This window comes from Roseivivax marinus (assembly GCF_900109705.1).
Classification (GTDB): Bacteria; Pseudomonadota; Alphaproteobacteria; order Rhodobacterales; family Rhodobacteraceae; genus Roseivivax; species Roseivivax marinus.
Map to the genome: position 1 here is coordinate 1 of NZ_FOAI01000014.1, position 24,019 is coordinate 24,019.

26 protein-coding genes are annotated in these 24,019 nt (G+C 67.4%); 9 read left to right on the forward strand and 17 right to left on the reverse strand.

Annotated features, from left to right (window positions below; genetic code table 11):
• Nucleotides 1-175 precede the first annotated feature (175 nt).
• The 8 genes from BMX29_RS15310 to BMX29_RS15345 form a co-directional block, all read right to left on the reverse strand.
• A complete protein-coding gene (locus BMX29_RS15310) occupies nucleotides 176-628 on the reverse strand; it encodes a thioredoxin domain-containing protein (RefSeq protein WP_092814478.1) in 453 nt (150 codons plus the stop codon).
• 95 nt (nucleotides 629-723) lie between these two features.
• The gene (locus BMX29_RS15315) at nucleotides 724-1,473 is read right to left on the reverse strand and encodes a VIT1/CCC1 transporter family protein (RefSeq protein ID WP_092814480.1); all 750 of its coding nucleotides are present in this window, start codon (nucleotides 1,471-1,473) and stop codon (nucleotides 724-726) included.
• A complete protein-coding gene (locus BMX29_RS15320; RefSeq protein ID WP_092814482.1) occupies nucleotides 1,470-1,886 on the reverse strand; it encodes a c-type cytochrome in 417 nt (138 codons plus the stop codon). The genes BMX29_RS15315 and BMX29_RS15320 overlap by 4 nt, the downstream gene beginning before the upstream one ends.
• 43 nt (nucleotides 1,887-1,929) lie before the next feature.
• Nucleotides 1,930-2,223 carry a hypothetical protein gene (locus BMX29_RS15325; protein ID WP_092814485.1) on the reverse strand — a complete coding sequence of 98 codons (294 nt, stop codon included), beginning with the start codon at nucleotides 2,221-2,223 and terminating at the stop codon, nucleotides 1,930-1,932.
• Between the two features lie 37 nt (nucleotides 2,224-2,260).
• A complete protein-coding gene (locus BMX29_RS15330; protein WP_175471207.1) occupies nucleotides 2,261-3,094 on the reverse strand; it encodes a universal stress protein in 834 nt (277 codons plus the stop codon).
• 94 nt (nucleotides 3,095-3,188) lie between these two features.
• Nucleotides 3,189-4,022, reverse strand: coding sequence for a universal stress protein (locus BMX29_RS15335; RefSeq protein ID WP_092814491.1), 834 nt, complete (start codon nucleotides 4,020-4,022; stop codon nucleotides 3,189-3,191).
• 108 nt (nucleotides 4,023-4,130) lie between these two features.
• On the reverse strand, nucleotides 4,131-4,706 hold the full coding sequence (locus tag BMX29_RS15340) for an NAD(P)H-dependent oxidoreductase (RefSeq protein ID WP_092814494.1): 576 nt from the start codon (nucleotides 4,704-4,706) through the stop codon (nucleotides 4,131-4,133).
• A gap of 289 nt (nucleotides 4,707-4,995) precedes the next feature.
• Nucleotides 4,996-5,352: a hypothetical protein gene (locus BMX29_RS15345; RefSeq protein WP_092814497.1), complete on the reverse strand. Its 357-nt coding sequence runs from the start codon at nucleotides 5,350-5,352 to the stop codon at nucleotides 4,996-4,998.
• Between the two features lie 101 nt (nucleotides 5,353-5,453).
• Between BMX29_RS15345 and BMX29_RS15350 the strand changes: the two genes are divergently transcribed.
• The 5 genes from BMX29_RS15350 (at nucleotide 5,454) to BMX29_RS15370 (ending at nucleotide 8,967) form a co-directional block, all read left to right on the forward strand.
• A complete protein-coding gene (locus BMX29_RS15350; protein WP_092814500.1) occupies nucleotides 5,454-5,885 on the forward strand; it encodes a c-type cytochrome in 432 nt (143 codons plus the stop codon).
• A gap of 205 nt (nucleotides 5,886-6,090) precedes the next feature.
• Entirely contained in the window at nucleotides 6,091-7,236 is a 1,146-nt protein-coding gene (locus BMX29_RS15355) for a DUF8173 domain-containing protein (protein WP_092814502.1), read from the forward strand.
• Between the two features lie 96 nt (nucleotides 7,237-7,332).
• Nucleotides 7,333-7,803, forward strand: a complete 471-nt coding sequence (locus BMX29_RS15360; protein ID WP_175471208.1) for a DUF3775 domain-containing protein — start codon at nucleotides 7,333-7,335, stop codon at nucleotides 7,801-7,803.
• A gap of 97 nt (nucleotides 7,804-7,900) precedes the next feature.
• Complete coding sequence (locus BMX29_RS15365; protein ID WP_092814508.1) at nucleotides 7,901-8,296, forward strand: c-type cytochrome; 396 nt, start codon at nucleotides 7,901-7,903, stop codon at nucleotides 8,294-8,296.
• Nucleotides 8,293-8,967, forward strand: a complete 675-nt coding sequence (locus BMX29_RS15370; protein ID WP_092814511.1) for a DUF6639 family protein — start codon at nucleotides 8,293-8,295, stop codon at nucleotides 8,965-8,967. Before BMX29_RS15365 ends, BMX29_RS15370 begins: the two co-directional genes overlap by 4 nt.
• Before the next feature lie 27 nt (nucleotides 8,968-8,994).
• Here BMX29_RS15370 and BMX29_RS15375 read toward each other — a convergent pair whose 3' ends face one another.
• Nucleotides 8,995-9,771 (reverse strand): Crp/Fnr family transcriptional regulator, encoded by a 777-nt coding sequence (locus BMX29_RS15375; protein ID WP_092814514.1) that lies wholly within the window; start codon nucleotides 9,769-9,771, stop codon nucleotides 8,995-8,997.
• Between the two features lie 182 nt (nucleotides 9,772-9,953).
• Here BMX29_RS15375 and BMX29_RS15380 point away from each other — a divergent pair, with 182 nt between their 5' ends.
• Nucleotides 9,954-10,451, forward strand: a complete 498-nt coding sequence (locus BMX29_RS15380) for a baeRF12 domain-containing protein (protein ID WP_051487667.1) — start codon at nucleotides 9,954-9,956, stop codon at nucleotides 10,449-10,451.
• Nucleotides 10,452-10,481: 30 nt separating this feature from the next.
• Here the strand turns inward: BMX29_RS15380 and BMX29_RS19310 are convergent, their stop codons facing one another.
• The 6 genes from BMX29_RS19310 to BMX29_RS15405 all read right to left on the reverse strand — a co-directional run bounded on the left by BMX29_RS19310 (nucleotide 10,482) and on the right by BMX29_RS15405 (nucleotide 16,849).
• The gene (locus BMX29_RS19310; RefSeq protein WP_175471209.1) at nucleotides 10,482-10,634 is read right to left on the reverse strand and encodes a hypothetical protein; all 153 of its coding nucleotides are present in this window, start codon (nucleotides 10,632-10,634) and stop codon (nucleotides 10,482-10,484) included.
• Nucleotides 10,631-11,851 (reverse strand): formate dehydrogenase subunit gamma, encoded by a 1,221-nt coding sequence (locus BMX29_RS15385; protein ID WP_092814516.1) that lies wholly within the window; start codon nucleotides 11,849-11,851, stop codon nucleotides 10,631-10,633. Before BMX29_RS15385 ends, BMX29_RS19310 begins: the two co-directional genes overlap by 4 nt.
• On the reverse strand, nucleotides 11,848-12,447 hold the full coding sequence (fdh3B, locus tag BMX29_RS15390) for a formate dehydrogenase FDH3 subunit beta (RefSeq protein WP_043844159.1): 600 nt from the start codon (nucleotides 12,445-12,447) through the stop codon (nucleotides 11,848-11,850). Before fdh3B ends, BMX29_RS15385 begins: the two co-directional genes overlap by 4 nt.
• A gap of 14 nt (nucleotides 12,448-12,461) precedes the next feature.
• Complete coding sequence (locus BMX29_RS15395) at nucleotides 12,462-15,614, reverse strand: formate dehydrogenase subunit alpha (protein ID WP_244889259.1); 3,153 nt, start codon at nucleotides 15,612-15,614, stop codon at nucleotides 12,462-12,464.
• Between the two features lie 20 nt (nucleotides 15,615-15,634).
• Nucleotides 15,635-15,829 carry a hypothetical protein gene (locus tag BMX29_RS15400; RefSeq protein WP_092814519.1) on the reverse strand — a complete coding sequence of 65 codons (195 nt, stop codon included), beginning with the start codon at nucleotides 15,827-15,829 and terminating at the stop codon, nucleotides 15,635-15,637.
• A 186-nt stretch (nucleotides 15,830-16,015) separates the two neighbouring features.
• Nucleotides 16,016-16,849 carry a 3-oxoadipate:acetyl-CoA acetyltransferase gene (locus BMX29_RS15405; protein WP_092814522.1) on the reverse strand — a complete coding sequence of 278 codons (834 nt, stop codon included), beginning with the start codon at nucleotides 16,847-16,849 and terminating at the stop codon, nucleotides 16,016-16,018.
• Nucleotides 16,850-17,065: 216 nt separating this feature from the next.
• Here BMX29_RS15405 and msrA point away from each other — a divergent pair, with 216 nt between their 5' ends.
• Complete coding sequence (gene msrA / locus BMX29_RS15410; protein WP_092814525.1) at nucleotides 17,066-17,695, forward strand: peptide-methionine (S)-S-oxide reductase MsrA; 630 nt, start codon at nucleotides 17,066-17,068, stop codon at nucleotides 17,693-17,695.
• A gap of 40 nt (nucleotides 17,696-17,735) precedes the next feature.
• On the opposite strand, the gene BMX29_RS15415 is transcribed toward msrA, so the two are convergent.
• Nucleotides 17,736-19,991, reverse strand: a complete 2,256-nt coding sequence (locus BMX29_RS15415) for an NADP-dependent malic enzyme (RefSeq protein ID WP_092814528.1) — start codon at nucleotides 19,989-19,991, stop codon at nucleotides 17,736-17,738.
• A 137-nt stretch (nucleotides 19,992-20,128) separates the two neighbouring features.
• Here BMX29_RS15415 and BMX29_RS15420 point away from each other — a divergent pair, with 137 nt between their 5' ends.
• Together BMX29_RS15420 and mutS are read left to right on the forward strand one after the other, a co-directional pair.
• On the forward strand, nucleotides 20,129-20,662 hold the full coding sequence (locus BMX29_RS15420) for an inorganic diphosphatase (protein WP_175471210.1): 534 nt from the start codon (nucleotides 20,129-20,131) through the stop codon (nucleotides 20,660-20,662).
• 86 nt (nucleotides 20,663-20,748) lie between these two features.
• Nucleotides 20,749-23,406 carry a DNA mismatch repair protein MutS gene (gene mutS, locus BMX29_RS15425; RefSeq protein WP_175471211.1) on the forward strand — a complete coding sequence of 886 codons (2,658 nt, stop codon included), beginning with the start codon at nucleotides 20,749-20,751 and terminating at the stop codon, nucleotides 23,404-23,406.
• A 36-nt stretch (nucleotides 23,407-23,442) separates the two neighbouring features.
• Here mutS and BMX29_RS15430 read toward each other — a convergent pair whose 3' ends face one another.
• Nucleotides 23,443-24,015 (reverse strand): nucleotide exchange factor GrpE, encoded by a 573-nt coding sequence (locus BMX29_RS15430; protein ID WP_043844145.1) that lies wholly within the window; start codon nucleotides 24,013-24,015, stop codon nucleotides 23,443-23,445.
• Between the last annotated feature and the right edge of the window lie 4 nt (nucleotides 24,016-24,019).

Below are 24,019 nucleotides of genomic sequence, written 5' to 3' on the forward strand. Positions count from 1 at the left end.
CGGACCGGATATTCCTTGTTTTGCTGACCAAAACGGCTTTGGCGGTGCCTGTAACAGGAACAAGCTCGCGAAGCGCGTCCTATCACCGGCACCACTTCCAACATGGATGGTTTCTCGACCAGGTCCGGCTGGCTTCAGCCGTTTGGATCGGTGCGGGGTGTGCACGTTTGAGAGGTCACGCGCGGTCGGCCGAATGTGCATCGGCGAGACCTGATGCCCACTCGACGATGGCGTCCTGCGGCAGGGCGCCAACCTGTCGGCGAACCTCGCCGCCGTTGCGAAAGGCGATCATGAGCGGGATCCCACGGATGCCGTAGATCGCGCCCGCCTCCGGGTGGGCCTGCGTGTCGAGCTTGGCAAAGCGGGCGCGGGAGCCGAGTGTCTTGGCGGCACCGGCGAAGGCAGGTGCCATCATCCGGCAGGGGCCGCACCATTCGGCCCAAAAATCCACGACCAGTGGCAGCGTGTCGATGCGGATCGCCTTTTGCAGGATTGGAAGCGTCACCTCGACCGGCGCTGCGGACAAAAGCGGTGTGCCGCATGACCCACATTTCGGGCCGGCCTCGCGCCGCGTCTCGGGGACACGGTTGCCCTGGCCGCAGGACAGGCAGACGAGTTTCAGTGTCATGAGTGTCTCCGGACCGCTCGCGTGTGCACTTTCATCGTAAGCCACCGGCCCGACTCACGTCTTGCGCTGCATCAATCGTGAATGGCTTTCGCGTGTCACCCCGGGGGTGCCGCAAAACCGCTCAGGAGCGTGCCAACCGCGTAGGCGACCGCTGCCGCGGTGCCGCCGATGGCGAGTGTCTCGGCGCCCGCACGCCACCACGAGCGCAACGACCATCGGCTTTTGAGTGCGCCGATCGTGAAGAAGGTGGCGGCAGTGGCGATCGCCGAAGCGGCGAAGGGCGCCTCGAGTGGCAGGACGAACGGCAACAGCGGCACCGCCCCGGCGGCGAGAAAAGCCACGAAGGTTACGCCCGCCGACATCCCGGCCCGCGGCGGCGACAGGCTGCGACCGTATTCGTCGGTGACCATGAGGTCGATCCAGCTTTCGCGCCGGCGCGAGATCGCCGTCACCGCATCTGCCAGCACCTGGCCCTCGAGCCCCTTTGCCGCGAGAATCTGACGCAGCTCCTCGCGCTCGCCCTCCGGCACACGCTCGATGTGGCGGGCCTCGATAGTGCGAATGCGGGCGACCTCGTCCGCCTCGGTGCGCGTGGCCGTGAAGTTGCCCAGCGCCATGGACACGCCGTCGGCAAGCACGTTGGCGAGGCCGAGGATGACGATGACCGAAGTCGGCAGCCCGGCACCCTGGACGCCCGCCACGATGGCGAAGGTGGTCACGGCGCCGTCGATGGCACCGTAGACAGCGTCACCGAGGTGCCCCGGGCTGCGGGCCGCCGACAGCCGCGCGGCGATCTCGTCTCGTCCATGCCCGTGCTCGAGCGCGGGCTTTGCATCGCGATTCATTCGGTGCGCTGGATGGTTTCGATAAACGCGACAAGGTCGGCGACCGAGCCCTTGTTCACCACGGGCGCCCCGGTCCCGATCGGCCGACGTGCGGGTCCTCGGTCGAAGAGCGGTCCGAACACCGGCATGATCACCCCATGGCCGCGCACCTCGGCGCGACCGTCGATGGTCTGTTGCACGGCCTCGGCCGGAAACGCACCGCCATTCCTTTCCGCGATCGTGGTCAGGTCGGCGGGCTGGACCGACAGGAGGTCGGCAAAGTCGCCGTCACCCCGCGCCGCGGTGCCGTGGCAGCTTTGGCAGAAAACGTCGTAGACGGATCGGCCGCGCTCGGGCGACGGCGCATCGTCCTCTTGCGCGATGGCAAGACCGGGGAGGGACAGGAACACGATCGCGAGGCGTAGCAGGGTCATGGACGAACCTTTCGTGGGAAACCGGTGGGCGGGCGGGCGACAATCAGCCCGCATCCGGCATGCGCAGCAGGAAAAGGGTGCGCGCCCGGCCGCCGCGCGCGTGCCGCTCGCTTGCCAGGTAGATCAGCCGGGCACGGTGCAGCACGTCGATTGCACGCGCGCGCCGCTCGTAGGCGCCGCGCACACGCGATCCGCCATGACCCAGCGGCCATGCGTGTCGCGTGGCGATCCCGGGCACGAGACGCTCGGCCTCGGTCAACGCATGCTGCCAAGCTGCGTCGGCGTCAAGCCAGCGGCGGTAGGCTTGCAGATAAAGGCGTCGTGCGGTGTCGGTCATGCCTGTCCTCCTTGGGCGTTTCCCCTCGGGCGCCCCCTCACTTGGAGAACATCACCGGCAGCGCGCTGTCGGTGAGAAGCTCGCGGGTGACGGCCCCGATGACGAAGTCGTAGGCCCGGGAGTGACCGAAGGCGCCGGTGGCGATGAAACCCGCGCCGACCTCGCGCGCCTCGTCGAGGATCACCTGCCCGATGTGCCGGGCACCCGGCTCGCGGTGGACGACATTCACGGACACGCCGTGCCGGGTGAGCCCGACGGCAAGATCGTTCATCGGCCCGTCGGCAAGGTCGTGCGCGCTGGTCGCGCCCACGTTCAGAAGCGTCATCTCGGCGCCCGGTTCCAGCAGCATCAACGCGTCGAAGGCGGCGCGCGCGGCCTCGCGTGTCGGACTCCAGCCGATCATGGCCCGCTTGCACACATTCTCGAGCGTGGCGCCGTGCGGCAGCATAAGGACCGGCCGGCCCAGCCCCCGGATCACCTGCTCCTGGATGTCGTCGAGCTGATGCACGTAGCTCTCGGGCCGGGTCATCACCAACATGTCGGAACCGCGACCCGATTCGAGGATGCGCTCGGCCACGGTCTGCATCCCTGCACGCCCCACGCGCCATTCGCCCCTGACGTCCTCGGCCTTCACGGCGGCGTCGAAGACCTCTAGAATCGTCTCGGCCTTGCGCTCCTGTCGCCTGTCGATCTCGGCCAGGACCTCGGTAGCCATGTAGCCGTCGAGCGTCGGGTAATAGCGCGGATCCGAGGTCACCGTGATCCCGAGGAGATGCGCGTCGAGCCGCCGCGCCAGCGCCGCGGCCTCCCGCGCGAGGCGATCCGGGGTTTCCACCGTGGTAAAGACGGCGGCGAGGGTTCTGAGCGTCATGTCGGGCACCTCCGTTCCTGTCTTCGCCCAGTCTGGACCGCGCCAACCCCGTCCGCCTTGATCCCTGTCAAAACGGGGTCGGGGCGACGCGGGCTCACTTCGACAGCAAGACCGGACGTTTCGGCGCGTCGAGCAGGTCGCTCGTGACCGCGCCGATGACGAAGTCGTAGACCGCGGAATGGCCGAACGCCCCGGTGACGACAAGCTCGGCATCGCGCTCGGTCGCGACCTCCATCAGCGTGCGCGAAATCTCTCCGGCCGGGCCGTCGCGGTCGATCAGTTCGGCGCTGTAGCCCAGGCGGTCGAGGGCGGCTGCAAAGTCCTGACGCGCGTCCATTGCGTGGACCTCGGCGCGGCCACTGCGGACCGCCAGCAGATCGATCCGGGCCCCCGGCGCGGCGAGCGTCAGGGCGTCGTGCGCGGCGCGGGTGGCCTCGCGCGTGTCGCTCCAGCCGATCAGCAGACGGGACGGCGCGGCGGTCAGCGCGGCATCGCGCGGCATGATCAACACCGGGCGTCCCGAGAGCCGGATGATCGGAGCGCGCAAGCGGTCGGTCGGCTCGGACGAGCCTCCGTCCCCTTTCGGCGCCATGACGATGACGTCCGCGGCACGCGTGGCGGCCAATGCGAATTCCTCTGTCGGGGCGGCAACGCGCTCCTGCGCCCGGAACTCGCCGCGCACATCCGCGCGTCGTACGGCCTCCTCGAACAGGGCGCGGATCGCGTCTGTTTCCTCTGTCTGCCATTTGGCGATGGTCGGGATGACCACCGGGTCGAATCCTGCCGCGTCGTGGACGAAGAACGGCAGCACGGGCACCACTCCGATCAGGTGGGCATCGAGCCCGCGGGCTAGCTCGCACGCGGCGGGTGCCAGCCACTCGGCCTCGGCGCGGGTGAACAGGATGACGGCAAGGGTCTTGGTGGTCATTCCGGGTCTCCAGGATGTGGGGCGCGGATCCTCTGCCGCGTCCGGTCTCCCCGAAGATACGCCCGCGGCGCGGGTCGCTCCTTGCGCTCGATCAATCGCGCACGACCTTCAGCGGCCGGCCCGACCCAGCCGCATCACCCGGTCGAGCGCCCGCGCGCGGCGCGCCTCAGATGCCTCGACCCCGCCGATCAGCGTCCAGCGGACAGGCGCGATGCCGACGAACCGCAGCACGTTGCGGTCGAAGCTGCGCAACGAGAACGCCCCGAACCAGAAGCGGTAGGCCGGGGCGGGCATTGCCATGGTCACGATAACCCGCGCCGACCGGCCCCGCAGCAGCCGGCGAAAGCGCCCGTCGGCCTCCAGCCCGACGAAACGCGGTCGCATTACATGCTCGAGCCATGCCTTCAGCTTCGCCGGCATGGAACCGAGCCAGAGCGGATAGACGAAGACGATGTGTTCGGCGGAACGGATCGCGGCCTGTGCGGCCGGCACGAAGTCCGGCGGGTCGCCCCCGGTCCACTCCGCGCGCGAATGCAGGAACGACACCGCCTCTGCGCCGATGTCGATGACCTCGACCTGGTGGCCGCCTGCCCGCGCGCCCGCTGCATAGGCCTGCACCAGGCCGTCGCAGTAATGGCGGCCCGCGCCGTCAGGATGGCCGAGGACGACAAGGATGGATGCCATAAGCGCCTCCCGGGCCGCACAGACGCATTTTGTCTCCGGGAACACTGCCGACCGCTCGCGGCGCCCGCATTGATCCAGCGCAATCGTGCCTCCGCCTCGACCCGCATAAAGGCGCGATCCCCGTGGTGTTCCGGGGACTGAAGTATCGCACCGGTAGGGGCAGTAAGGGGCGACTCCGTTGGCGTAGCCTGTCCAGAGATTCGACCCTGTATAAGGCTAATTTGGCTCCGGGCCGCAGTTGCGACGGCCGGAGCCGTCAGGCCCGGCGGAGCGTCGCCATGGTCCCGTGCTACTCGTCCATCACCGCGGCCGCGCCCGGCACCGTGTGCAGCATCTGGACCAGTCGCCCGGCCTCTCGGTGATAGTCCTCCATCATCTTGTGCACATGCCGCATCAGCACCACCTGCGCGTCGATCGGGTTGGTGCAGTGGACCAGCTCGCGCTCGGTTTGCACGTCGGCGCGAATACGGTCGGCCCAGAAGGTCCACGCCTCGCTGCCGATCTGCATCCACGCCTCGGCCGCGCGCAGGCCGGGCCAATCCTCCGGGGATATGGCCCAGGGCATTGTCGCCGCGGTCCCGGCTTCCGTTTTCGGTGTCGCACTCATCTCGTTCATCCAGACCTCCTGCCGCTTGTTCGGGGTCATTCTATTGTCGGCGCGACGCCACCGCCTTGATCCGGATCAAGGCCACCGGACCTTGGTCGGGCTAGAGCGGTAATACGACCGCCGCGACACGGAGCCGGACCATGCGCATCCAAACGATCCTGCTGCCTCTTGTGGTGGCCGTTGCCGCCTGCGTGGCAGAGGAGCCCGTGATCGACACCTCTCTTGGGCAGGCCACGTTCCAAGACAATTGCGCAGCCTGCCACGGGGCGGGCGGCCGAGGCGACGGCCCTGCCGCCGATGGAACCGGCACACCGCCTGCGGACCTCACCCGGATCGCCGCGCGAAGGGGTGGCGTCTGGCCGATGCTCGAGGTCATGTCGATCGTCGACGGCTACACGAAAACGACCGAGCCACGCCCCGGGATGCCGGTGATCCCCGCGCTGACCGAGGGGCCTCGCGTCATCTTCGACACCGGAAACGGGCAGACGACAACGGTCCCGGAATCCCTCCTCGCGGTAACGCGATACCTCGAAACGATCCAGGACCCCCCGCCCCTGCGGCAGGTGCCGTGACAGCCGTCACGCGTGATTTGCGCCCTCATCAGAGACTGATCCGCCGCACGTCGCACTTAGGTGTGTCACGTGAAACACGCGCGGTATGCCCGGCTTCGCACGCATGGAGGAACGCCGCCCTTCGGCTGACCGGCCGCCTTGACCGCCGTCAATGTCTCGCAGGTCTCGATCGGCGAAGCTGTCCCGACCATACAGGACAGCCGCCATGCGTCATCTCCTACTTCTCTTCTGCCTTCTCGGCCTTTCCGCCCCGCGCCCTGCACAGGCGGACACCATGCTGGCCGGGGGTGATCTCTACGTCGCCGGCGCGTCCGAGGACGCCATTCCCGCAGCGGGCCGAGACCTGATCGCCACCGGGTTCCGGTTGCGTGTAACTGCCCCGGTCGCCGACGACGCCATGCTCTCTGGCGCGGCGGTCACTGTCAGCCAGTCCGTGGGCGGAGATCTCTCGGCCTTCGGTGGGCGGGTCGCGATCGAGGCCGAGGTCGGCGGAGACCTCTCGGTCAGCGGCTTTTCGGTCGAAACCGGCCCGGCAGCAGCCGTCGCCGGCAACGTGCGGCTCTCTGGCGGGTCCGTCGAGATTCGCGGGCCGGTGTCGGGTGCGCTGGTGGTGGCCGGTGGCGAGGTGACGCTTGACGCGCCGGTGGAGGGCGACGTCCGCCTGAGCAGCGGCGCGCTGAGCTTCGGCGAGGCGGCCCGCATCGGAGGGCAGCTGACCTACAGCGCGCCGGAACCCATCGATATCCCCGCTTCTGTGGTCCCGGGCGAGCGGGTCACCTTCAATCCGTTCGACGCGAGACATGACGGCGTACGCGGCGACCGGCACCCCGACTGGTCAATGCCGGGACGTGGCGCGATGATCGGCAGCGCCCTGATAGGCTATGTGTTCTTTCTCGTGGCGGGGGCGCTATTTTTGACCTTCGTTCCGGACACAGTCGGATCCCTTGACGCCCGGATCGCCACCCGGCCCGCGCTGACGTTCATGATCGGTCTCGCCGGGCTCGGGACCGCGTTCGGTCTCGTGCCGATCCTCGCGCTATCGGTGATCGGTATTCCGCTGATCCCGGTGATGCTGATGGCCATCGTGTTGCTGTGGATGGCGGGCTACCTGATGGGCGTCTACGCCATCTCTATGCGAATGCTCTCGGCAATGGCCGGTGACAGCGCGACGCCTGGCACCGCGATGCGCACTGGCGCCCTGGCGGCGGGACTGGCGGTCGCCATGCTGCTGAACTTCATCCCCGTGCTCGGCTGGGTGCTGAATTTCGCCGCCCTGCTTCTGGGCGTCGGCGCTATCGTGGCCCTTCCATTCGACACGCCTCAGGAGGCGGAAGAGAGCGGAACGTCATGAGCTGTTCCGATGACGGATATCAATGCGCCGGACTGGCGTGCCGTCCACCCTGACGGAACTCCGGCCCCAGGTACATCACGCAAGGAGCGGACGGTCATGACATCCGATAGCCCGCGACATCCCGCTCTCACCACCACTGAGGACCCGCTGGCCAAAATCGACGCGCCCGAAGCCACAGACGTCAGCGAGATCGAACTGTCCATCCCCCTCGACACCGTGTGCGCGATCATCGACCTTGCGCACGACCTTATGGGCAAGACCGCGAGCAGCGGTGACGACGACGAGCCCGACGAGGAAGATGTCCGCCTCTCGGTGCTCGAAGATCGCGGCGACGACCCGGCCGATCTGGAACTGCGCTCGGTCATCCATGACCTCGGAATCGAAGCCCGCGTCGATCTCGTCGCGCTCATGTGGCTTGGCCGGGACGGAGGCGACTGGGCAGAGCTACGCCAGATCGCGGAGGACGAGCGCAACGGACGGACGGCGGATTACCTCTGCGGCACGCCGCACCTTGCCGATCACCTGGCCTCGGGGCTCGATCTTCTGGGGCGCGGCTGTCCGGCCTGAAACCCGTTCAGCCTAAACCGTTGACCGCGGTCAATGATCGCACCGCCCGACGGGCGCACGGTGGTTCCACACCCCTGCAACCGAAAGGATCGATCCGATGAGACCCGTCTTCGCGCTGACCTCGCTCCTTGTCGGCTGTCTCGCCATCCCGGCAGGCGCCGACGAGGCCGGACATGCCGAGTTCATGGCCAATTGCGCCGTCTGTCACGGCGAATACGGCAAGGGACAGGGCGAGCTGGCCGACCTCCTGACCATCGAGATGCCCGACCTTACCGGGATCGCCGCACGCCATGACGGATCCTTCCCGATGCTTGATGTCATTCACATCATTGACGGACGCAGCGGGATGCGCGCTCACGGAACGAACATGCCGCTTTGGGGAGAAAGGTTCACTGAGCCCGTCGCCGAAGCGTCAGGTCCATACGCTGCCGAGATCGCCGCGCGCGGACGGATCCTGTCGATCGCCTACTACCTCGAATCGATCCAGGAATGATCCGCCGTGGCCTTCTGGCCGCCGCGCCCGTCTTTCTCTTCTCCGGCGGCGCGGCGGTGCCCGACACGGTGCCCTGCGAAACGCCCGGGCTGTCGGTCGAGGGAGCCACGCCCGAACTGTCGGACCGGATCTGCGGCGCGGCCGACGCAGCGGCGATACAGCTGGCCGCCTGCGCGCTGCCGCTGTCAGGGACGGTGACGATCTCGACCGCTGCGGCGCTCGAAAACGCCTGCTACGGTCTCTATCACGTCGATGGACGTTGCATCGAGGTTCTCGACCCCGCCTCAATGGCTGTGCATCAGGCGACCTCGCCCCTCTTCGCGCCCGTCTCGGCAGAGGCGTTCTTCGACAGCATCATCCTGCACGAACTGGTCCACGCGGCCTATGCCGACCGACCGTGCCCGATGGAAAGCTGCGTCGTCACCGCGGAATACCTGGCGTTCGGGTTGCAGATCATGTTCCTTCCCGAGGCCGAGCGCGCGCGGCTGGACACCTCTGCCCTGCCCGACCGGAAGATCGTGTTCGACGAGATCAACGCCCCCTACCTGTTCATGGCGCCCCACCGATTCGCGCTGAAAGCCTGGCGTCATCTGACCCAGCACGACGACGTGTGCGCCTTCGTGGACCTCGTGGCGCGAGGGAACATGGTGTTCGACCGGCCCCATCCCTGACCCTGTGCCGCGGTTGCGCGCGGGCGGTCAGCTCCGCGGGGGCCGGAGTTGCAGGGTCTCTTTCAGGTTCGGCGTCCCGCCAAGATCCTCGTCCCCGGCCTCGGCGACCAACGCCTCCATATCGAGGATGCGGATCAGGTCCGGCTTCAGCAGCGCGATCACACCGTCGCGGGCCAGCGCGTGAAATGCACGGGACACGGATTCGGGGCGCGTCCCCAGCAGGTGCGCAAGGTCGCCTCGGCCGATGGGCACATGCACCACGGGGCCGGACTCGCTGTTGCGGACAAGGTGATCGACCCGCGCGAACTGGGAACACATCACCACCAGGAACCCGGCGATGCGCGTGGTGATCTTCTGGCTCGACAGGATGATGAGCCAGTCGCGGGCACGGTCGAGTTCGTTGAGAATGTTGAGCATCACCACCCGCTCGAGGTCCGGCGAACGAGTCAGCAGCTTTTCGAAGGGAGCGCGGGGATAGGCACAGATCTCGGCGTCGGTGGCCGCCTCCACCGAGAAATGCAGTGCGCCATTGAACACCCGGCCGAACATGTCGCCCTCGACCAGAAGGCCGACGATATGCTGGCGGCCGTCGGCGAGGGTCTTCTGCATTCGCAAGACACCCGAGATCACGTTGCCCACGAGGTCGCTGTCGTCGCCATCGAACAGCACCGTCTGGCCGGAATGATAGCGGCGCACATGCGCCATGGCCGACAGAGCGCGGCGCGTGTCCTCGGTCAGGTCGGCCCGTTGCCGGAGGTCGACGAAGCGGTTCCGGCACGTGGCGGTGTCGTTCTCTACTGTCATCTCGTGCCGCACCTCGGCTGAGCCCGGCGACCGCGTCTGGCATCTGGCACGCCGCACCCGGTTCCCCGTCCGTTCAGATGGTTGCGATGGTAACAGGTTTGGGTGCTCGCGGAACTCTCTAACGCGGGCTGTCCAGCGCGGCGCATTGTGCGACGTCAATGCGCGGCAGGCAGGGACGGCGTATGGCACAGAGGCTGCGCTGCGCGCCCGAGTGGGAAATCACCATGTCCGTGACCTGGGTCCTTGTCTGTAACGGAAACCGCGCCCGTGTGCTGTGCGGCCTCGACGGCGCTTCGGCTTCGGCCCCGCTAGAGATCATCTGCCGCGCGCCCGCCCGTCATCTTCGTGCAGCGTTGTCCGAGCTGGACGCCCCGGCTCCGGAATGCACACCGCCGCGGCTCGAACCCGAAACCGACCTGGACCCGATCCGCAAGGACATGCACGAGTTCGCCCGCGAGACGCTGGAGATGCTGGCCCGTCGCTTCGTGGCGGGCGACTTCTCGCGGCTGATCGTCCTGGCGACACCGAAAATGCTGCGCGTTCTGCGACGCGAGATGCCGGCCGCGCTGGATGGCGCGGCAATCTCGGCGCGCTCGTCCAACCTGATCTGCGCGCCGGAGCACGATCTGCGCCGCGCCGTGATCCGGATGTTACAGCGAGAGGGGCTCACGCCCTCCTGATCGCATCCGGCCCGGTCGGGTGGGCGATGGTCAGTCCACCTCCCACGAGGTCGGGTGATCGAGCAGCACCACCGAACCGTCCTCGTAACGTTGCGCCGTGCTTTGGTCGAAGGTCACGAGGCCCACGTAGGTCAGCACCGCGCTGAAACCCACGACCGCTACTGCTGTCACGAAGGCCTTCATGGGGTGCGCTCCTTCTTCGGGTCGACCTCGCGCAGCCAGAGGCTGTGGTGCTCTTCCGCCCAGTTGCGGTCCACCTTGCCCGACCACATGGCATCGATGGCACCGTGCATCCCGACCGAGCCGATGTAGATGTGCGCGAGGAACACGGCGATCAGCAGAACCGCGATGGCCGCGTGGATCAACATGGCCCAGCTCATGCCCGCGAGGTCGAGCCAGTAATAGGGAAACATCAGCGTGACGCCGGTGGCCACCATGATGAGGCCGCCCAGGATCGCGGACCAGAACACCATCTTCTGGCCGGCATTGAACTTGCGCGCGGGCGGATGGTCACCGGAGTCCGAGAAGAAACCGCCACCCTTCGCGATCCACTGGATGTCGAGCTTCGAGGGCAGGTTCTTGGCGGTCCACATGACCGCCATCACGATCAGGCCGAGGAAAAAGGTAGGCGCGAACAGGACATGCCCCCAGGTCGACCACCAACCGAGCGTGCCCATTGCCCGCTCGCCGAGCGGAACGAACAGGGTCTCGCCGTAGGCGATGGCGATACCGGTGAAGGACAGGCCAAGGAAGCTGAGCGCGGTCATCCAGTGCGTTCCCCGCTCGACGAAGCCGAACCGGTGCACGCGGCGGCCGCTCTTGCCCTGACGGATCGGCACGCGACCTCGCAGGGCAAGGACCGCCGACAGCAGGAACGCCATGCCGAGGATCGCCAGCGCGCCCATGTGGGTGATGATGTCGGACATGCCGATCCGCCAGTCGCGCCCGAAAGGACGTTCGAAAAGCGCTGCGTTGGAATAGGGCAGCGACGAGATGCCCTCGATACGGTCCGGCTGATGCATCATCGCGGCCTCGTCCTCGGTCGGCACGGACCAGGCGCGGGTGTAGGCCGAGCCGTCCGTCATCGACTCGGAATCTAGGTTCGCGCGACCTTCGGCCAGCGCGGGCACCTCGGCCTCCGGTGACGGGCCGGTGCGGAAACGTTCGTCGAGGAGCCTGGTGCGCGCGGCCAGCGTCTCGGCGGCGATCATGCCGCTGTGCATCCCGGGACTGTCGCCCGCCGCACGGATCGCGACTTCGGGCCGGACGGTGGAGTCGGCCGCGAACAGGAGCACGACCTGCCAGGCGAGCAGAAACAGGAAGATCAGCGCGGCGATGGCGCCGGCGATGCGATACCCGGTGAAATCGCGGCCCCGGACGCCGCCCGCGCTGTCGCTCATGCTCCGTCCTCCTCGGGATAATAGGCCGTGTTCCAGCCCCACGCGCCCGACCCATAGCCCCGGTGGATCACGCGCTCGCGGTAGATTTCACCGATCATCTCGCCGTCACCGGCCAGAAGCGCCCGGGTCGAGCAGACCTCGGCGCAGATTGGCAGCTTGCCCTCTGCGATGCGGTTGGCCCCGTACTTGCGGTACTCCGCCTCGGAGTGATCCTCTTCGGGACCGCCGGCGCAGTAGGTGCACTTGTCCATCTTGCCGCGGCTGCCGAACATCGTGGCCTTGGGGAACTGCGGTGCGCCGAACGGGCACGCGTAGAAGCAGTAACCGCAGCCGATGCAGGTGTCCTTGTCATGCAGGACCACGCCGATATCGGTCTGGTACAGGGTCGAAACCGGGCAAACCGACACGCAGGGCGCATCGGTGCAGTGCATGCACGAGGTGGCGATGGACTTCTCGTCGGGCTCGCCGTCGTTGATCGTCACCACCCGGCGCCGGACGATCCCCCAGGGCACCTCGTGCTCGTTCTTGCAGGCGGTCGCACAGGCGTTGCACTCGATACAGCGCTCGGCGTCGCACAGAAACTTCGCTCGGGCCATGCGGCCTCCTTACTTCAGGCTTTCTCGACGCGGCACAGGGTCGCCTTCGTTTCCTGCATCTGGGTCACCACGTCGTATCCGTAGGTCTGGGCGGTGTTCGCGGCTTCGCCGTGGACGTATGGCATCGCGCCCTCGGGGTAGCGGTCGTAGTGGACCTCGCCCATCCACATGCCGGCGAAATGGAACGGGACGAACACCGTGCCGGGACCGACCCGGTTGGTGACCATCGCCGACACCTTGATCCGGCCCACCGGCGTCGCGACCCAGACCCAGCCGCCATCCTCGATACCGGCGTCGGCCGCGTCCTTCGGATTGATCTCGGCGAACATCTGTTGCTGGAACTCGGCCAGCCACGGATTCGACCGGGTCTCGTCGCCGCCGCCCTCGAATTCGACAAGGCGGCCAGAGGTCAGCGCGAGCGGGAACTCTTGGCTGTGGTCCACCTCCTGCACCGACCGATAAAGCGACGGCAGGCGCCACACACGGCGATCCTCGAACGTCTGGTACTCCGGCAGCAGATCCCGGCGGTTGGTGTAGAGCGGCTCCCGGTGGAGCGGCACCTCGTCGGGGAAGGTCCAGACGACGGCCCGCGCCTTGCCGTTCCCGAAGGGCGCAAGGCCGTGGGCGATGGCCACCCGCTGCACGCCGCCCGACAGGTCGGTCTTCCAGTTCACTCGCGCGATCTTCTCGGACAACGACATGCCGTCCGTCGGCTCGTTCTGGATGTTGGCCTGAAGGTAGGCCTCGATCGCCGTCAACGCGTTGTCGGGGTAGTTCGGAAAGAACGACCGTGCCTCGTCGGGCGGCATCCGGTCGCCTCCGTCGGGCGAAGAGTTCTGCCACGACCCATCGACCTGCGCCGGTGCGCCGTCGCCGGATTGTTCGTTGCGGACGGCCTCCTCGAGCGCCCGCATGGCGCCCGAGACGTCATCGTCGGACATCTCGAACATGTCCCAGCGGAACCGGTCGGCTGCGACCGCGACGATCATCAGCTTCTCGCGGTCGGTCAGCTCGTTCGCCCATCCGAGCGCTTCGAGCATGTTGACCGTGATCTCGGGATAGCCGTCTTCGATCTCGGAGCCCTTGGTCCAGCTGTCCTCGGCCAGGAGGTTCTGACCCTCGTGCTCCACGCCCCAGCGGGCGCGGAACGGCAGGCCGCCTTCAGAGACGGGTTTAGACACGTCATAGAGAAGCGGCGTGCCCGGATGGCCCTGTGCGGGTGTGCCCCAGGACGGCCAGGGCAGGCAGTAATAGTCACCGTCGATGCTGCCGCCCTTGGCCTGCAACGTGATCGAGTCGAACCGGTCCTGCTGCTCCATATGAGCCTTGAGGCGTTCCGGGCTCGCGCCGGTATAGCCGATGGTCCAGGTGCCGCGATTGATCTCGCGCAGCGTGTCCTCGGGGCTCGGCACTCCGTCATCCACGGCGATGTGCTTGAACATCTCGGATGCGAAGCCCAGCCGATCGGCAAAACGGTATATGATCTCGGTGTCGGCCTTGGCCTCGAAAACGGGGTTGATGACCTTTTCGCGCCACTGGATCGACCGGTTGGAGTTCGTGACCGACCCGGCCATCTCCAGCGTCGTGCCGGACGGCAGCAGGTACATCCCGTCCTCGAGATCGGCGTCCACCGCCGTCTGCGTCGGGTAGGGATCGACGACGACGATCAGGTCAGAGGCCTTCCACGCCGCCTTGCGATCGGGTCCACGCGTCTGGCTGTTCGAGGCATGGCCCCAGAATACCACCGCCTTCAACGGGGCCGGTTGATCGAGGGCCTCGCCCTCTTCCAACACACCGTCCATCCAGCGGCTGACCGGGATGCCCGGCGCCTCCATCAGGTCCTTCGATGCAAAGCGGCCCTTGAGCCAGTCGTAGTCGAGATCCCACACTCGGCCCCAGTGCTTCCAGGCGCCTTCGTTCAAGCCGTAATAAGCCGGTAGAGTGTCGCATGAGACGCCGAGGTCCGTCGCGCCCTGCACGTTGTCATGACCGCGGAAGATGTTGGTGCCACCGCCCGAAACCCCGATATTGCCGAGGATCAACTGCAGGACCGATGCCGCCCGGGTCTTGTTGTTGCCGATGGTCGACTGGGTCAGGCCCATGCACCACACCAGCGTTCCGGGCCGGTTCTCGGCCAGCGTCCGCGCGATGCGGTGAAGCTGCTCGGGCGGGATACCCGACACGCGCTCGACCTCTTCCTCGGTCCAGTGCGACGCTTCCTCGCGGATCTTTTCGATGCCGAACACGCGCTGACGGAGGAAGCCCTCGTCCTCCCAGCCGTTGTCGAAGATGATCTTGGCGAGGCCCCACATGAAGCCCACGTCGGCGCCGGGACGGATCCGCACGAACTCGTCGGCATGGGCAGCGGTGCGGGTGAAGCGCGGATCGACGACGATCAGCTTGGCGCCGTTCTCCTTGCCGTTCAGCACGTGCAGCATCGAAACCGGGTGCGCCTCGGCCGGGTTGCCGCCGATGATGATGATCGACTTCGACTTGCGGATGTCGTTGAACGAGTTGGTCATCGCGCCGTAGCCGAAGGTGTTGGCCACACCTGCGACTGTGGTCGAATGGCAGATCCGCGCCTGGTGATCGACGTTGTTGGTGCCCCAGAGCGCCGCGAACTTGCGGAAGAGGTAGGACATCTCGTTCGAGAACTTGGCCGAGCCGAGCCATTCAACCGCGTCGGGCCCATGCTCTTCGCGGATCCGCATGAGCTCGCTGCCGATCTCGTCCAGCGCCTGCTCCCACGACAGCCGGACCCACTCTCCGTTCTGACGCTTGAGGGGGTATTTCAGCCGGCGCTCGCCCAGTGCGACTTCGCGGGTCGCGGCGCCCTTGGCGCAGTGCGTGCCCTGGTTTATCGGGCTCTCGAAGGCCGGTTCCTGCCCGACCCATACGCCGTCACGCACCTCGGCCCAGATCGAGCAGCCGACGGAGCAGAATGGGCAGATCGTCTTGTGGCGCGAGGCTTCGGGAACGTTGGCGTGGCTCGGCTCATCCTGCTCCTGCGCGCGCGCAACCAGCCCGCCGCTGGCGCCGATGGCACTGAGACCGCCGATGGTGAGACCGGAGCGCTTGAGGAAACTGCGCCGATCGAACCCGGCGCGGTCAGGTCCGGCGGAAAAGGCGGGGCGGGCGGCGCGCGGTCCGGTACGACGTTTGAGCAAGCTGGCCTCCTGGTTCGAACTCAGCTGCGGGCGAGCTGGTAATAGGTCCGGACGTGATCGGTGTCGGACAGGACCGGGTCGTGGCGCGGCTTGCCATCGGGACGGGCGGCCTTCGGCGCGGGAATGGCCTCGGCGGCGGCTGCGGGCGCGATGGTCGCGGGCAGCACGGCGAGGCCGGTCAACACCGAACGGCGGGACGGGACATCTGAGGACATGGGACTTCTCGGGATCTGTCTTCCAACACTGTCGGAAGAGATGCCCGGCGGATTAGGTTCCGAAAAAATCCCGGGGCAGCACGGCTGCGTGAGGGACGCGCGCCCTCTCGGGATCGGGTCGTCACCGTGCCGCGACATCGATGCGCGCCGCCGAAACGGCGCGCATCAAAAGGGTTTGGGCAGGGCTCAGGCGGCCGACAGCCCCAGCATGTCGCGCGCGTCCTGCGGCGTTGCGACGCGGCGGCCGTGGCGGGCGACGGCCTCGGCTGCGCGCTCGACAAGTGCGGCGTTGGACGGCGCCAGCGTGTTGCGGTCGAGCCGGATGTTGTCCTCGAGCCCGGTCCGCAGATGTCCGCCCAGCTCAGCGGCCCAGTCGTTCAGCTCGGCCTGGTGCCGCCCTATCCCGGCCGCGCACCATGGCGTGTCGGCGCCAAAGAGGGTCTTCACCGTATCAACGTAGAACTCGAACACGCGCCGGTCCGCGGGCATGGCGTTCTTCACGCCCATGACGAACTGGACGTAAGGCCTGTCCGTGATCTCGCCCCGGTCGTGCATCAGCTTGGCCTGGTAGATATGCGACAGGTCGAACGCCTCGATCTCGGGCTTCACCCCGTAGGTCCGCATCTCGGAGGCGAGCCACTCCACAAGGTCCGGCGGATTCTCGTAAACCCGGGTGGGGAAGTTGTTCGATCCCACCGACAGCGACGCCATGTCGGGCGCCAACGGCAGCATCCCGCCCCGCGCCTGGCCCGCGCCCGACCGGCCGCCGGTCGAAAGCTGGACGATCATGCCGGGGCACGCGGCCTCGATGCCCTCCTTCAGACGGCCGAAGCGCTCGGGGTCGGAGGTCGGTTTGCCCTCGTCGTCGCGCACGTGACAGTGCGCGATCGAGGCGCCCGCCTCGAAGGCCGCGCGCGTGCTCTCGACCTGCTCCTCCACGGTGATCGGCACGGCGGGATTGTCGGCCTTCGTCGGCAGCGACCCGGTGATCGCAACGCAGATGATGGCGGGATGGCTCATGGTCGGTCCTTCTCGGCTGTGTCTCCTCGTGCCCCGGTATGCACCCGGACGGCGGAAACCGGAAGCACCGGACCAAAGGGGCTCGGCTGCGCAAAGCGGGACCGCGACCGACACACTCATGACGAACGCTCATATTGGCGTGACATTCCGCGACACATGTTGCCCGCTCGCCAGCCACGCGCCACCTTTTGCACACCCCCAGAGAGGAGCGCAGACATGAGACAGACCGCATTCGCACTTGCCATCGCCGCCGGAGCCGTCGGGATCGGGTCGGCCGCCTCCGCGGACGAGATCACCGTCGCAGGGGGGTGCTTCTGGTGCGTGGAAGCCGACTTCGAAAAGGTCGAGGGCGTGGGCGACGTCGTCTCGGGATATACCGGCGGCACCGTCGAGAACCCGAGCTACAAGCAGGTGACCGCGGGCGGCACCGGGCACTACGAGGCCGCCGAGATCGAATACGATCCGAACACCGTCTCGCGCCGGCAACTCTACGACCTGTTCTTCCGCTCGATCGACCCGTTCGACGACGGCGGCCAGTTCTGCGACCGGGGCAACAGCTACCGCACCGCGATCTTCGTCGACAGCGCCGAGGCCCGTGCCGATGCGGAGGCCGCAAAGCAGGCGGCAGAGCAGGAACTTGGCCGCGAGGTCGTCACGCCGATCATCGACGCGACCCCGTTCTACGAGGCCGAGGACTACCATCAGGGCTACTACAAGAGCACCGAGCGCACGCTGACGCGCTTCGGCTGGATCGACCGAGCGGACGCCTACGAGCAGTACCGCAATGCCTGCCGCCGCGACGAAAGGGTGCAGGAAATCTGGGGCGCGGACGCGCCGTTCGTGTGATGGATGACGCGGCGCGGGTCCGACCCCGCGCCGCGACCGCTCAGCCGACCTTGCAGGCGGCGAGCACGGCCATGTTGAGGATGTCGTTCGCCGTCGAATTGGTCGAGCAGATCTGGATCGACTGGTCGATGCCCGACAGGATCGGGCCGATGACGGTGGCGCCGCCCATCTCCTGCAAGAGCTTCACCGAAATCGACGACGAGTGCCGCGCCGGCACCACGAGGATATTGGCCGAACCGGTCAGCCTCTGGAACGGGTAGGCCTCGCGGGCGCGGGCATTTAGGGCCACGTCCACGGTCATCTCGCCTTCGTATTCGAAGTCCACGCCGCGGGCGTCGAGCACGTCGGGGGCGCGGTGCATCTTGTCCGCACGCTCGGACACCGGGTAGCCGAAGGTCGAGAACGACACGAAGGCCACGCGCGGCTCCAGCCCGAGGTGACGCGCCACGCCCGCCGCACGCTCGGCGATGTTGGCGAGGTCGTTCTCGTCGGGCCATTCATGCACCAGAGTGTCCGCGATCAGGACGATCCGTCCGTTCAGCACCACCGCCGTGACACCGGCCGCGCCATGGGCGGCGTCGGCATCGAACACGTGGTTCACGAGCCTCAGGACATGGGCAGACTTGCGCGTGGCGCCCGTCACCAGGCCGTCACCATGGCCATGCGCCAGCATCAGAGCGCCGAAGACATGCCTGTCGCGGGCCGCGAGGCGATGGACGTCCTGACGGTCCATGCCGGTCCGCTGGTTCCGGGTGTAGAGAAGCTCCTTGTAGGTCTCGAGGTAACGCGAGTTGCGCGCGTTCACGACCTCGATCTCGCGGATCGCGTCGCCGAGGCCAGCCGCCTCCAGCTTGTCGGCCACGTCCTGCTCGCGTCCGACCACGAGGGCCTGGCCGAACCCGCCACGCTGGTACATCACGGCGGCGCGCAGAACGCGCGGGTCGTCGCCCTCGGCGAAGATCATGCGCGCCTGCGCCTGCCGGGCCCGGGACGTGATGCCCTGAAGGATCGAGGCGGTCGGATCGAGGCGCTGCTTCAGGCTCTGGTCATAGCCGTCCATGTCGACGATGGGCCGCCGCGCCGCGCCGGTGTCCATGCCGGCCTTCGCGACGGCGGGCGGGATGGTGTAGATCAGCCGCGGGTCGAACGGTGTCGGGATGATGTAGTCCCGCCCGAAGGTCAGGGCCTTGCCATAGGCCACCGCCACCTCGTCCGGGACATCCTCGCGCGCCAGTGCTGCCAGCGCCTCGGCACAGGCAATCTTCATCTCGTCGTTGATCGCACGGGCATGGATGTCGAGCGCCCCGCGAAAGAGGTAGGGAAAGCCCAGGACGTTGTTCACCTGGTTGGGGTAGTCGGAGCGGCCGGTCGCCACGATCGCGTCGGGCCGGACCTCCTGCGCCTCTTCCGGCGTGATCTCGGGGTCGGGGTTGGCCATGGCAAAGATCACGGGCTTGTCGGCCATGGACTTGACCATGTCCTGGGTCACGGCGCCCTTGACCGACACGCCCAGGAACACGTCCGCGTCCACCATCGCCTCTTCGAGGGTGCGCAGCTCGGTCTTGACCGCGTGGGCCGACTTCCACTGGTTCATGCCCTCGGTGCGGCCCTGGTAGATCACGCCCTTGGTGTCGCAGCAGATGCAGTTCTCGTGTCGGGCGCCCATGCTCTTGAGCAGCTCGATGCAGGCGATGCCCGCGGCCCCTGCCCCGTTGAGGACGATTTTCACGTCCTCGATCTTCTTGCTGCTCAGGTGCAGCGCATTGATGAGGCCCGCCGCGCAGATCACGGCGGTGCCGTGCTGGTCGTCATGGAAGACCGGGATGTCCATCTCTTCCTTGAGACGCTGCTCGATGATGAAGCACTCGGGGGCCTTGATGTCCTCGAGGTTGATGCCCCCGAACGTCGGCCCCATCAGCTTGACGGCCTGGCAGAACGCGTCCGGATCCTCGGTGTCGAGCTCGATATCGATGGAGTTCACGTCGGCGAAACGCTTGAAGAGCACCGACTTGCCCTCCATCACCGGCTTGCCCCCCAACGCGCCGAGATTGCCGAGGCCGAGCACCGCGGTGCCGTTCGAGATCACCGCAACGAGGTTGCCCTTGTTGGTGTAGTCGTAGGCCAGTTCGGGATCGCGGGCGATCTCCTCGCAGGGGACGGCCACACCGGGGGAATAGGCCAGCGACAGGTCGCGCTGCGTCGCCATCGGAACGGTGGCCTGAACCTCCCACTTTCCGGGCGTCGGCTCCAGGTGGAAGGCCAGCGCCTCTTCGCGGGTGAACTTCTGTCGGGCCATGCGCGTCTCCTCCGTTCCGGCGGGCCCTGCTTATCGCGCCGGTGCACCTGGGGCCAGACGTTCCACGTGAAACCAGGCCTATGGGCGCTAGGTGGGTGGCGCAGCGCGAAATCCCTTTCCCGGCCCGGACGCCCCTCATGTTCTCGACCGCCATCGAAAGCGTCCCGTCCCGCACCGAGGACGGCGCCGTCAACGTCTTCATCGAGACGCCCAAGGGCAGCCGTCACAAGTACGACCTCGATTCCAGCGGCCTGTTCCGCATCGGACTCGAACTGCCAGAGGGCGTGACCTTCCCGTTTTCCTTCGGATTCGTGCCTAATACGCTGGCCGAAGACGGCGATGCGCTCGACATCATGCTGGTCACGGCGGGAAGCGTGCCCTCGGGCGCCCTGATCGAAAGCCGGCTGATCGGCGTGCTGAAGATGGAGAACGACGAGGACGGCAAGATGGCGCGCAACGACCGCGTGGTCGCGGTGGCCAACATGTCCCGGATCTTCGGCGGAACGACGACCCTGTCCGAGATGCGGGACGGTTTCGCGTGGGATCTCGAAGAGTTCTTCGACACCTACAACCGGATGATCGAACGTCCCTTCCGCATCATCGGCCGCGGCGAAAAGGACGAGGCGATGGACATGCTCGAAAAGGCCGAGGCGCGCAAGCGCGAGGCCTGACCGGCGCGCCGCCGGCTTCCGGAAAACCCGCTTTCACGCCCTGCGCGCGCGTTCTACTGTCCGCCTTCGAAACAGCGGAGGCAGGCATGACCGCGGTGACGCCGATGATGGCGCAATACCTGGAGATCAAGGCGCAGAATCCCGAGGCGCTGCTGTTCTACCGGATGGGCGACTTCTACGAGCTGTTTTTCGACGACGCCGCGGCGGCGGCCGAGGCGCTCGACATCGCGCTGACCAAGCGCGGCAAGCACGAAGGCGGCGACATTCCCATGTGCGGCGTGCCCGTCCACGCTGCCGAGGGCTACCTGCTGACACTGATCCGCAAGGGCTTTCGCGTGGCGGTCTGCGAGCAGATGGAAAGCCCCGCCGAGGCCAAGAAACGTGGGTCGAAATCGGTAGTCCGGCGTGAAGTCGTGCGGCTCGTGACGCCCGGCACGCTGACCGAGGACACGCTGCTCGAGGCGCGGCGGCACAACTACCTTGCCGCCGTGGCCGAAGTGCGTGGGGACTGGGCCATTGCCTGGACCGACATCTCGACCGGCGCTCTGCACGCCATGCCGCTCGCCCAGCCGCGCATCGGCGCCGAGCTTGCGCGGCTCGCGCCGTCAGAAGTTCTGATGACCGACGCCGCCGCAGAGGCGCTGCGGCCCGTGACCGACGATCTGGGGATCTGGCCGACGATACTGGGGCGGGCCTCCTTCGACAGTCAGTCGGCAACGACGCGGCTCACCGAACTTTTTGGCGTGAAAAGCCTCGAACCGTTCGGGGATTTCTCGCGCGAGGAACTTTCGGCGCTCGGCGCGCTGGTCGACTATCTCGACATCACCCAGAAGGGGAAGCTCCCCCGTCTCGGCACGCCACGGCGCGACAGCACCTCCCGGCTGTTGCAGATCGACGCGGCAACGCGGCGGAACCTCGAACTGACGCACGGCGCCGGCGGCGGTCGGGCCGGGTCGCTTCTGTCAGTGATCGACCGCACGGTGACGGCCGGCGGCGCACGCCTGCTGGAAAGGCGTCTGTCCGCACCGTCGGCGCATCTCGACACGATCCGTGCGCGGCAGACGGCGGTGGCGTGGGCGGCCGAAAATGCGACCCTGACAACCGAGCTGCGCGACGCCCTGCGCCGGGTACCGGACGTGGAGCGGGCCCTCTCGCGGCTGTCGCTGGACCGGGGCGGACCGCGCGACCTCACCGGCGTTCGGGCGGCGCTGACGCAAGCCGCCGCGCTTTCGGAACAGCTTGCCGACGCTGACCTGCCGGAGCATCTGGCAGAGGAACGCGACGCGCTCACCGGCCACGAAGCGCTTCTGGATATGCTCGACGCAGCGCTGGTGGCCGAACCACCGCTGTTGGCCCGCGACGGCGGTTTCGTTGCGCCCGAATTCGACGCCGATCTGGACGCCGCGCGCGAATTGCGAGACGAGGGCCGCGGCGTGATCGCGCGGATGCAGGCGGACTACGCCCGCGATACGGGGATTACCTCTCTGAAGATCAAGCACAACAACGTGCTGGGCTACTTCATCGAGACCACGGCCACCCACGCCGCGAAAATGCAGTCGCCGCCGCTGTCCGAAACCTTCATCCACCGCCAGACCACCGCCAACCAGGTCCGCTTCACCACCGTGGAACTGTCCGAGCTCGAGACGCGCATCCTGAACGCGGGTGGGCAGGCGCTGGAGATCGAACGGCGCATCTTCGACACGCTGCGGACCGCGATCCTCGACGCCGCCGCCGAACTGGGCCTGCTGGCCGCCGCGCTGGCCGAGTTCGACCTTGCCACCGCGCTGGCCGAACTCGCGCGGTCGGAGGACTGGGCCCGTCCCAAGATAGACGACACCCGCGCCTTTGCCATCGAGGGCGGCCGGCACCCGGTCGTGGAGCGCGCGCTGCGCCAGCAGGGCGGTCAGCCCTTCATCGCCAACGGCTGCACCCTGTCGCCCGACGGCGACGGGGCCGCGCTGGAGCTGCTGACCGGACCGAACATGGCCGGTAAATCGACCTACCTGCGCCAGAACGCACTGATCGCGATCCTTGCGCAGATGGGGGCCTTCGTGCCCGCGCGATCGGCGCATCTGGGGGTGGTCAGTCAGATCTTCAGCCGTGTCGGCGCCTCGGACGACCTGGCCCGCGGCCGCTCCACCTTCATGGTCGAGATGGTCGAAACCGCGGCGATCCTGAACCAGGCCGACGCCCGCGCGCTGGTCATCCTCGACGAGATCGGGCGCGGCACCGCAACCTATGACGGCCTGTCGATCGCCTGGGCGACACTGGAACACCTGCACGACGTGAACCGGGTGCGAGGGCTTTTCGCCACGCACTATCACGAACTGACGGCGCTCGCGGGCAAGCTGGGCGGCGTCACGAACGCCACAGTCGCGGTCAAGGAATGGGAGGGCGAGGTGATCTTCCTGCACGAGGTCCGCACCGGCGCTGCAGACCGCTCCTACGGCGTTCAGGTGGCGCAGCTGGCCGGCCTGCCGCGCGCGGTGGTGTCGCGGGCCAAGTCCGTTCTGGAAGCACTGGAAGCCGGGGAGCGGGGTCGGACATCACCCAAGGCGCTGATCGACGACCTGCCACTCTTCGCCGCGGTGGCGGCCGAGCCCGTGCAGGCCCCGGCTGCGCCGTCCGGTCCGTCGGAGCTGGAGGAACGGCTTGCCGCCCTCCATCCCGACGACATGAGCCCGCGCGAGGCGTTGCAGGCTCTCTACGACCTCAAGGCTGCGGCCAGCCCGAAGGACGCGTAGCGGCGGCGCAAGTTCGGTCCCTGCCCCGCCGGACTCTCAGGACGCCGGAGTCGAGCTGACACCGACCTGCGCCGGACGGAGCAGGCGGTCATGCAGCATGAAGCCAACCTGCGAGACCTGGATGATGTCACCAGCCTTGGTGCCGGGCACCGGGGCCTCGAACATCGCCTCGTGTTCCTTGGGATCGAAGCGGTCGCCCACGGCCGGTGCGATCTCGGTGATGCCGTGCTTGTGGAACACGTTCACCAGCTCTTTGAGCGTCAGCTCCACGCCCTCGATCAGCGCGGCGTTGCCCTCGCCTTCGGCCTCACCCGCCGCGGCCAGCGCGCGATTGAGGTTGTCATAGACGGGAAGAAGGTCACGCGAGAGCCGGGTGCCGCCATAGGCTTCGGCATCGCGCCGTTCCTTGTCGGCCCGTTTGCGCGCGTTCTCGGCGTCGGCCAGGGCGCGCATGAAGCGGTCGCGCATGTCGTCACGCTCGGCGCGCAGGCTTTCGACCTCGTCGGCCTCCATCGCGGCGGCGTCAGGTTCCTCTGTCTCGGCCGCGTAGGCTTCGGCCTCGGCCTCTTCCACGTCGTCGAGAAAGTCGTCGTTCTTCGGATCTGCCATCGTC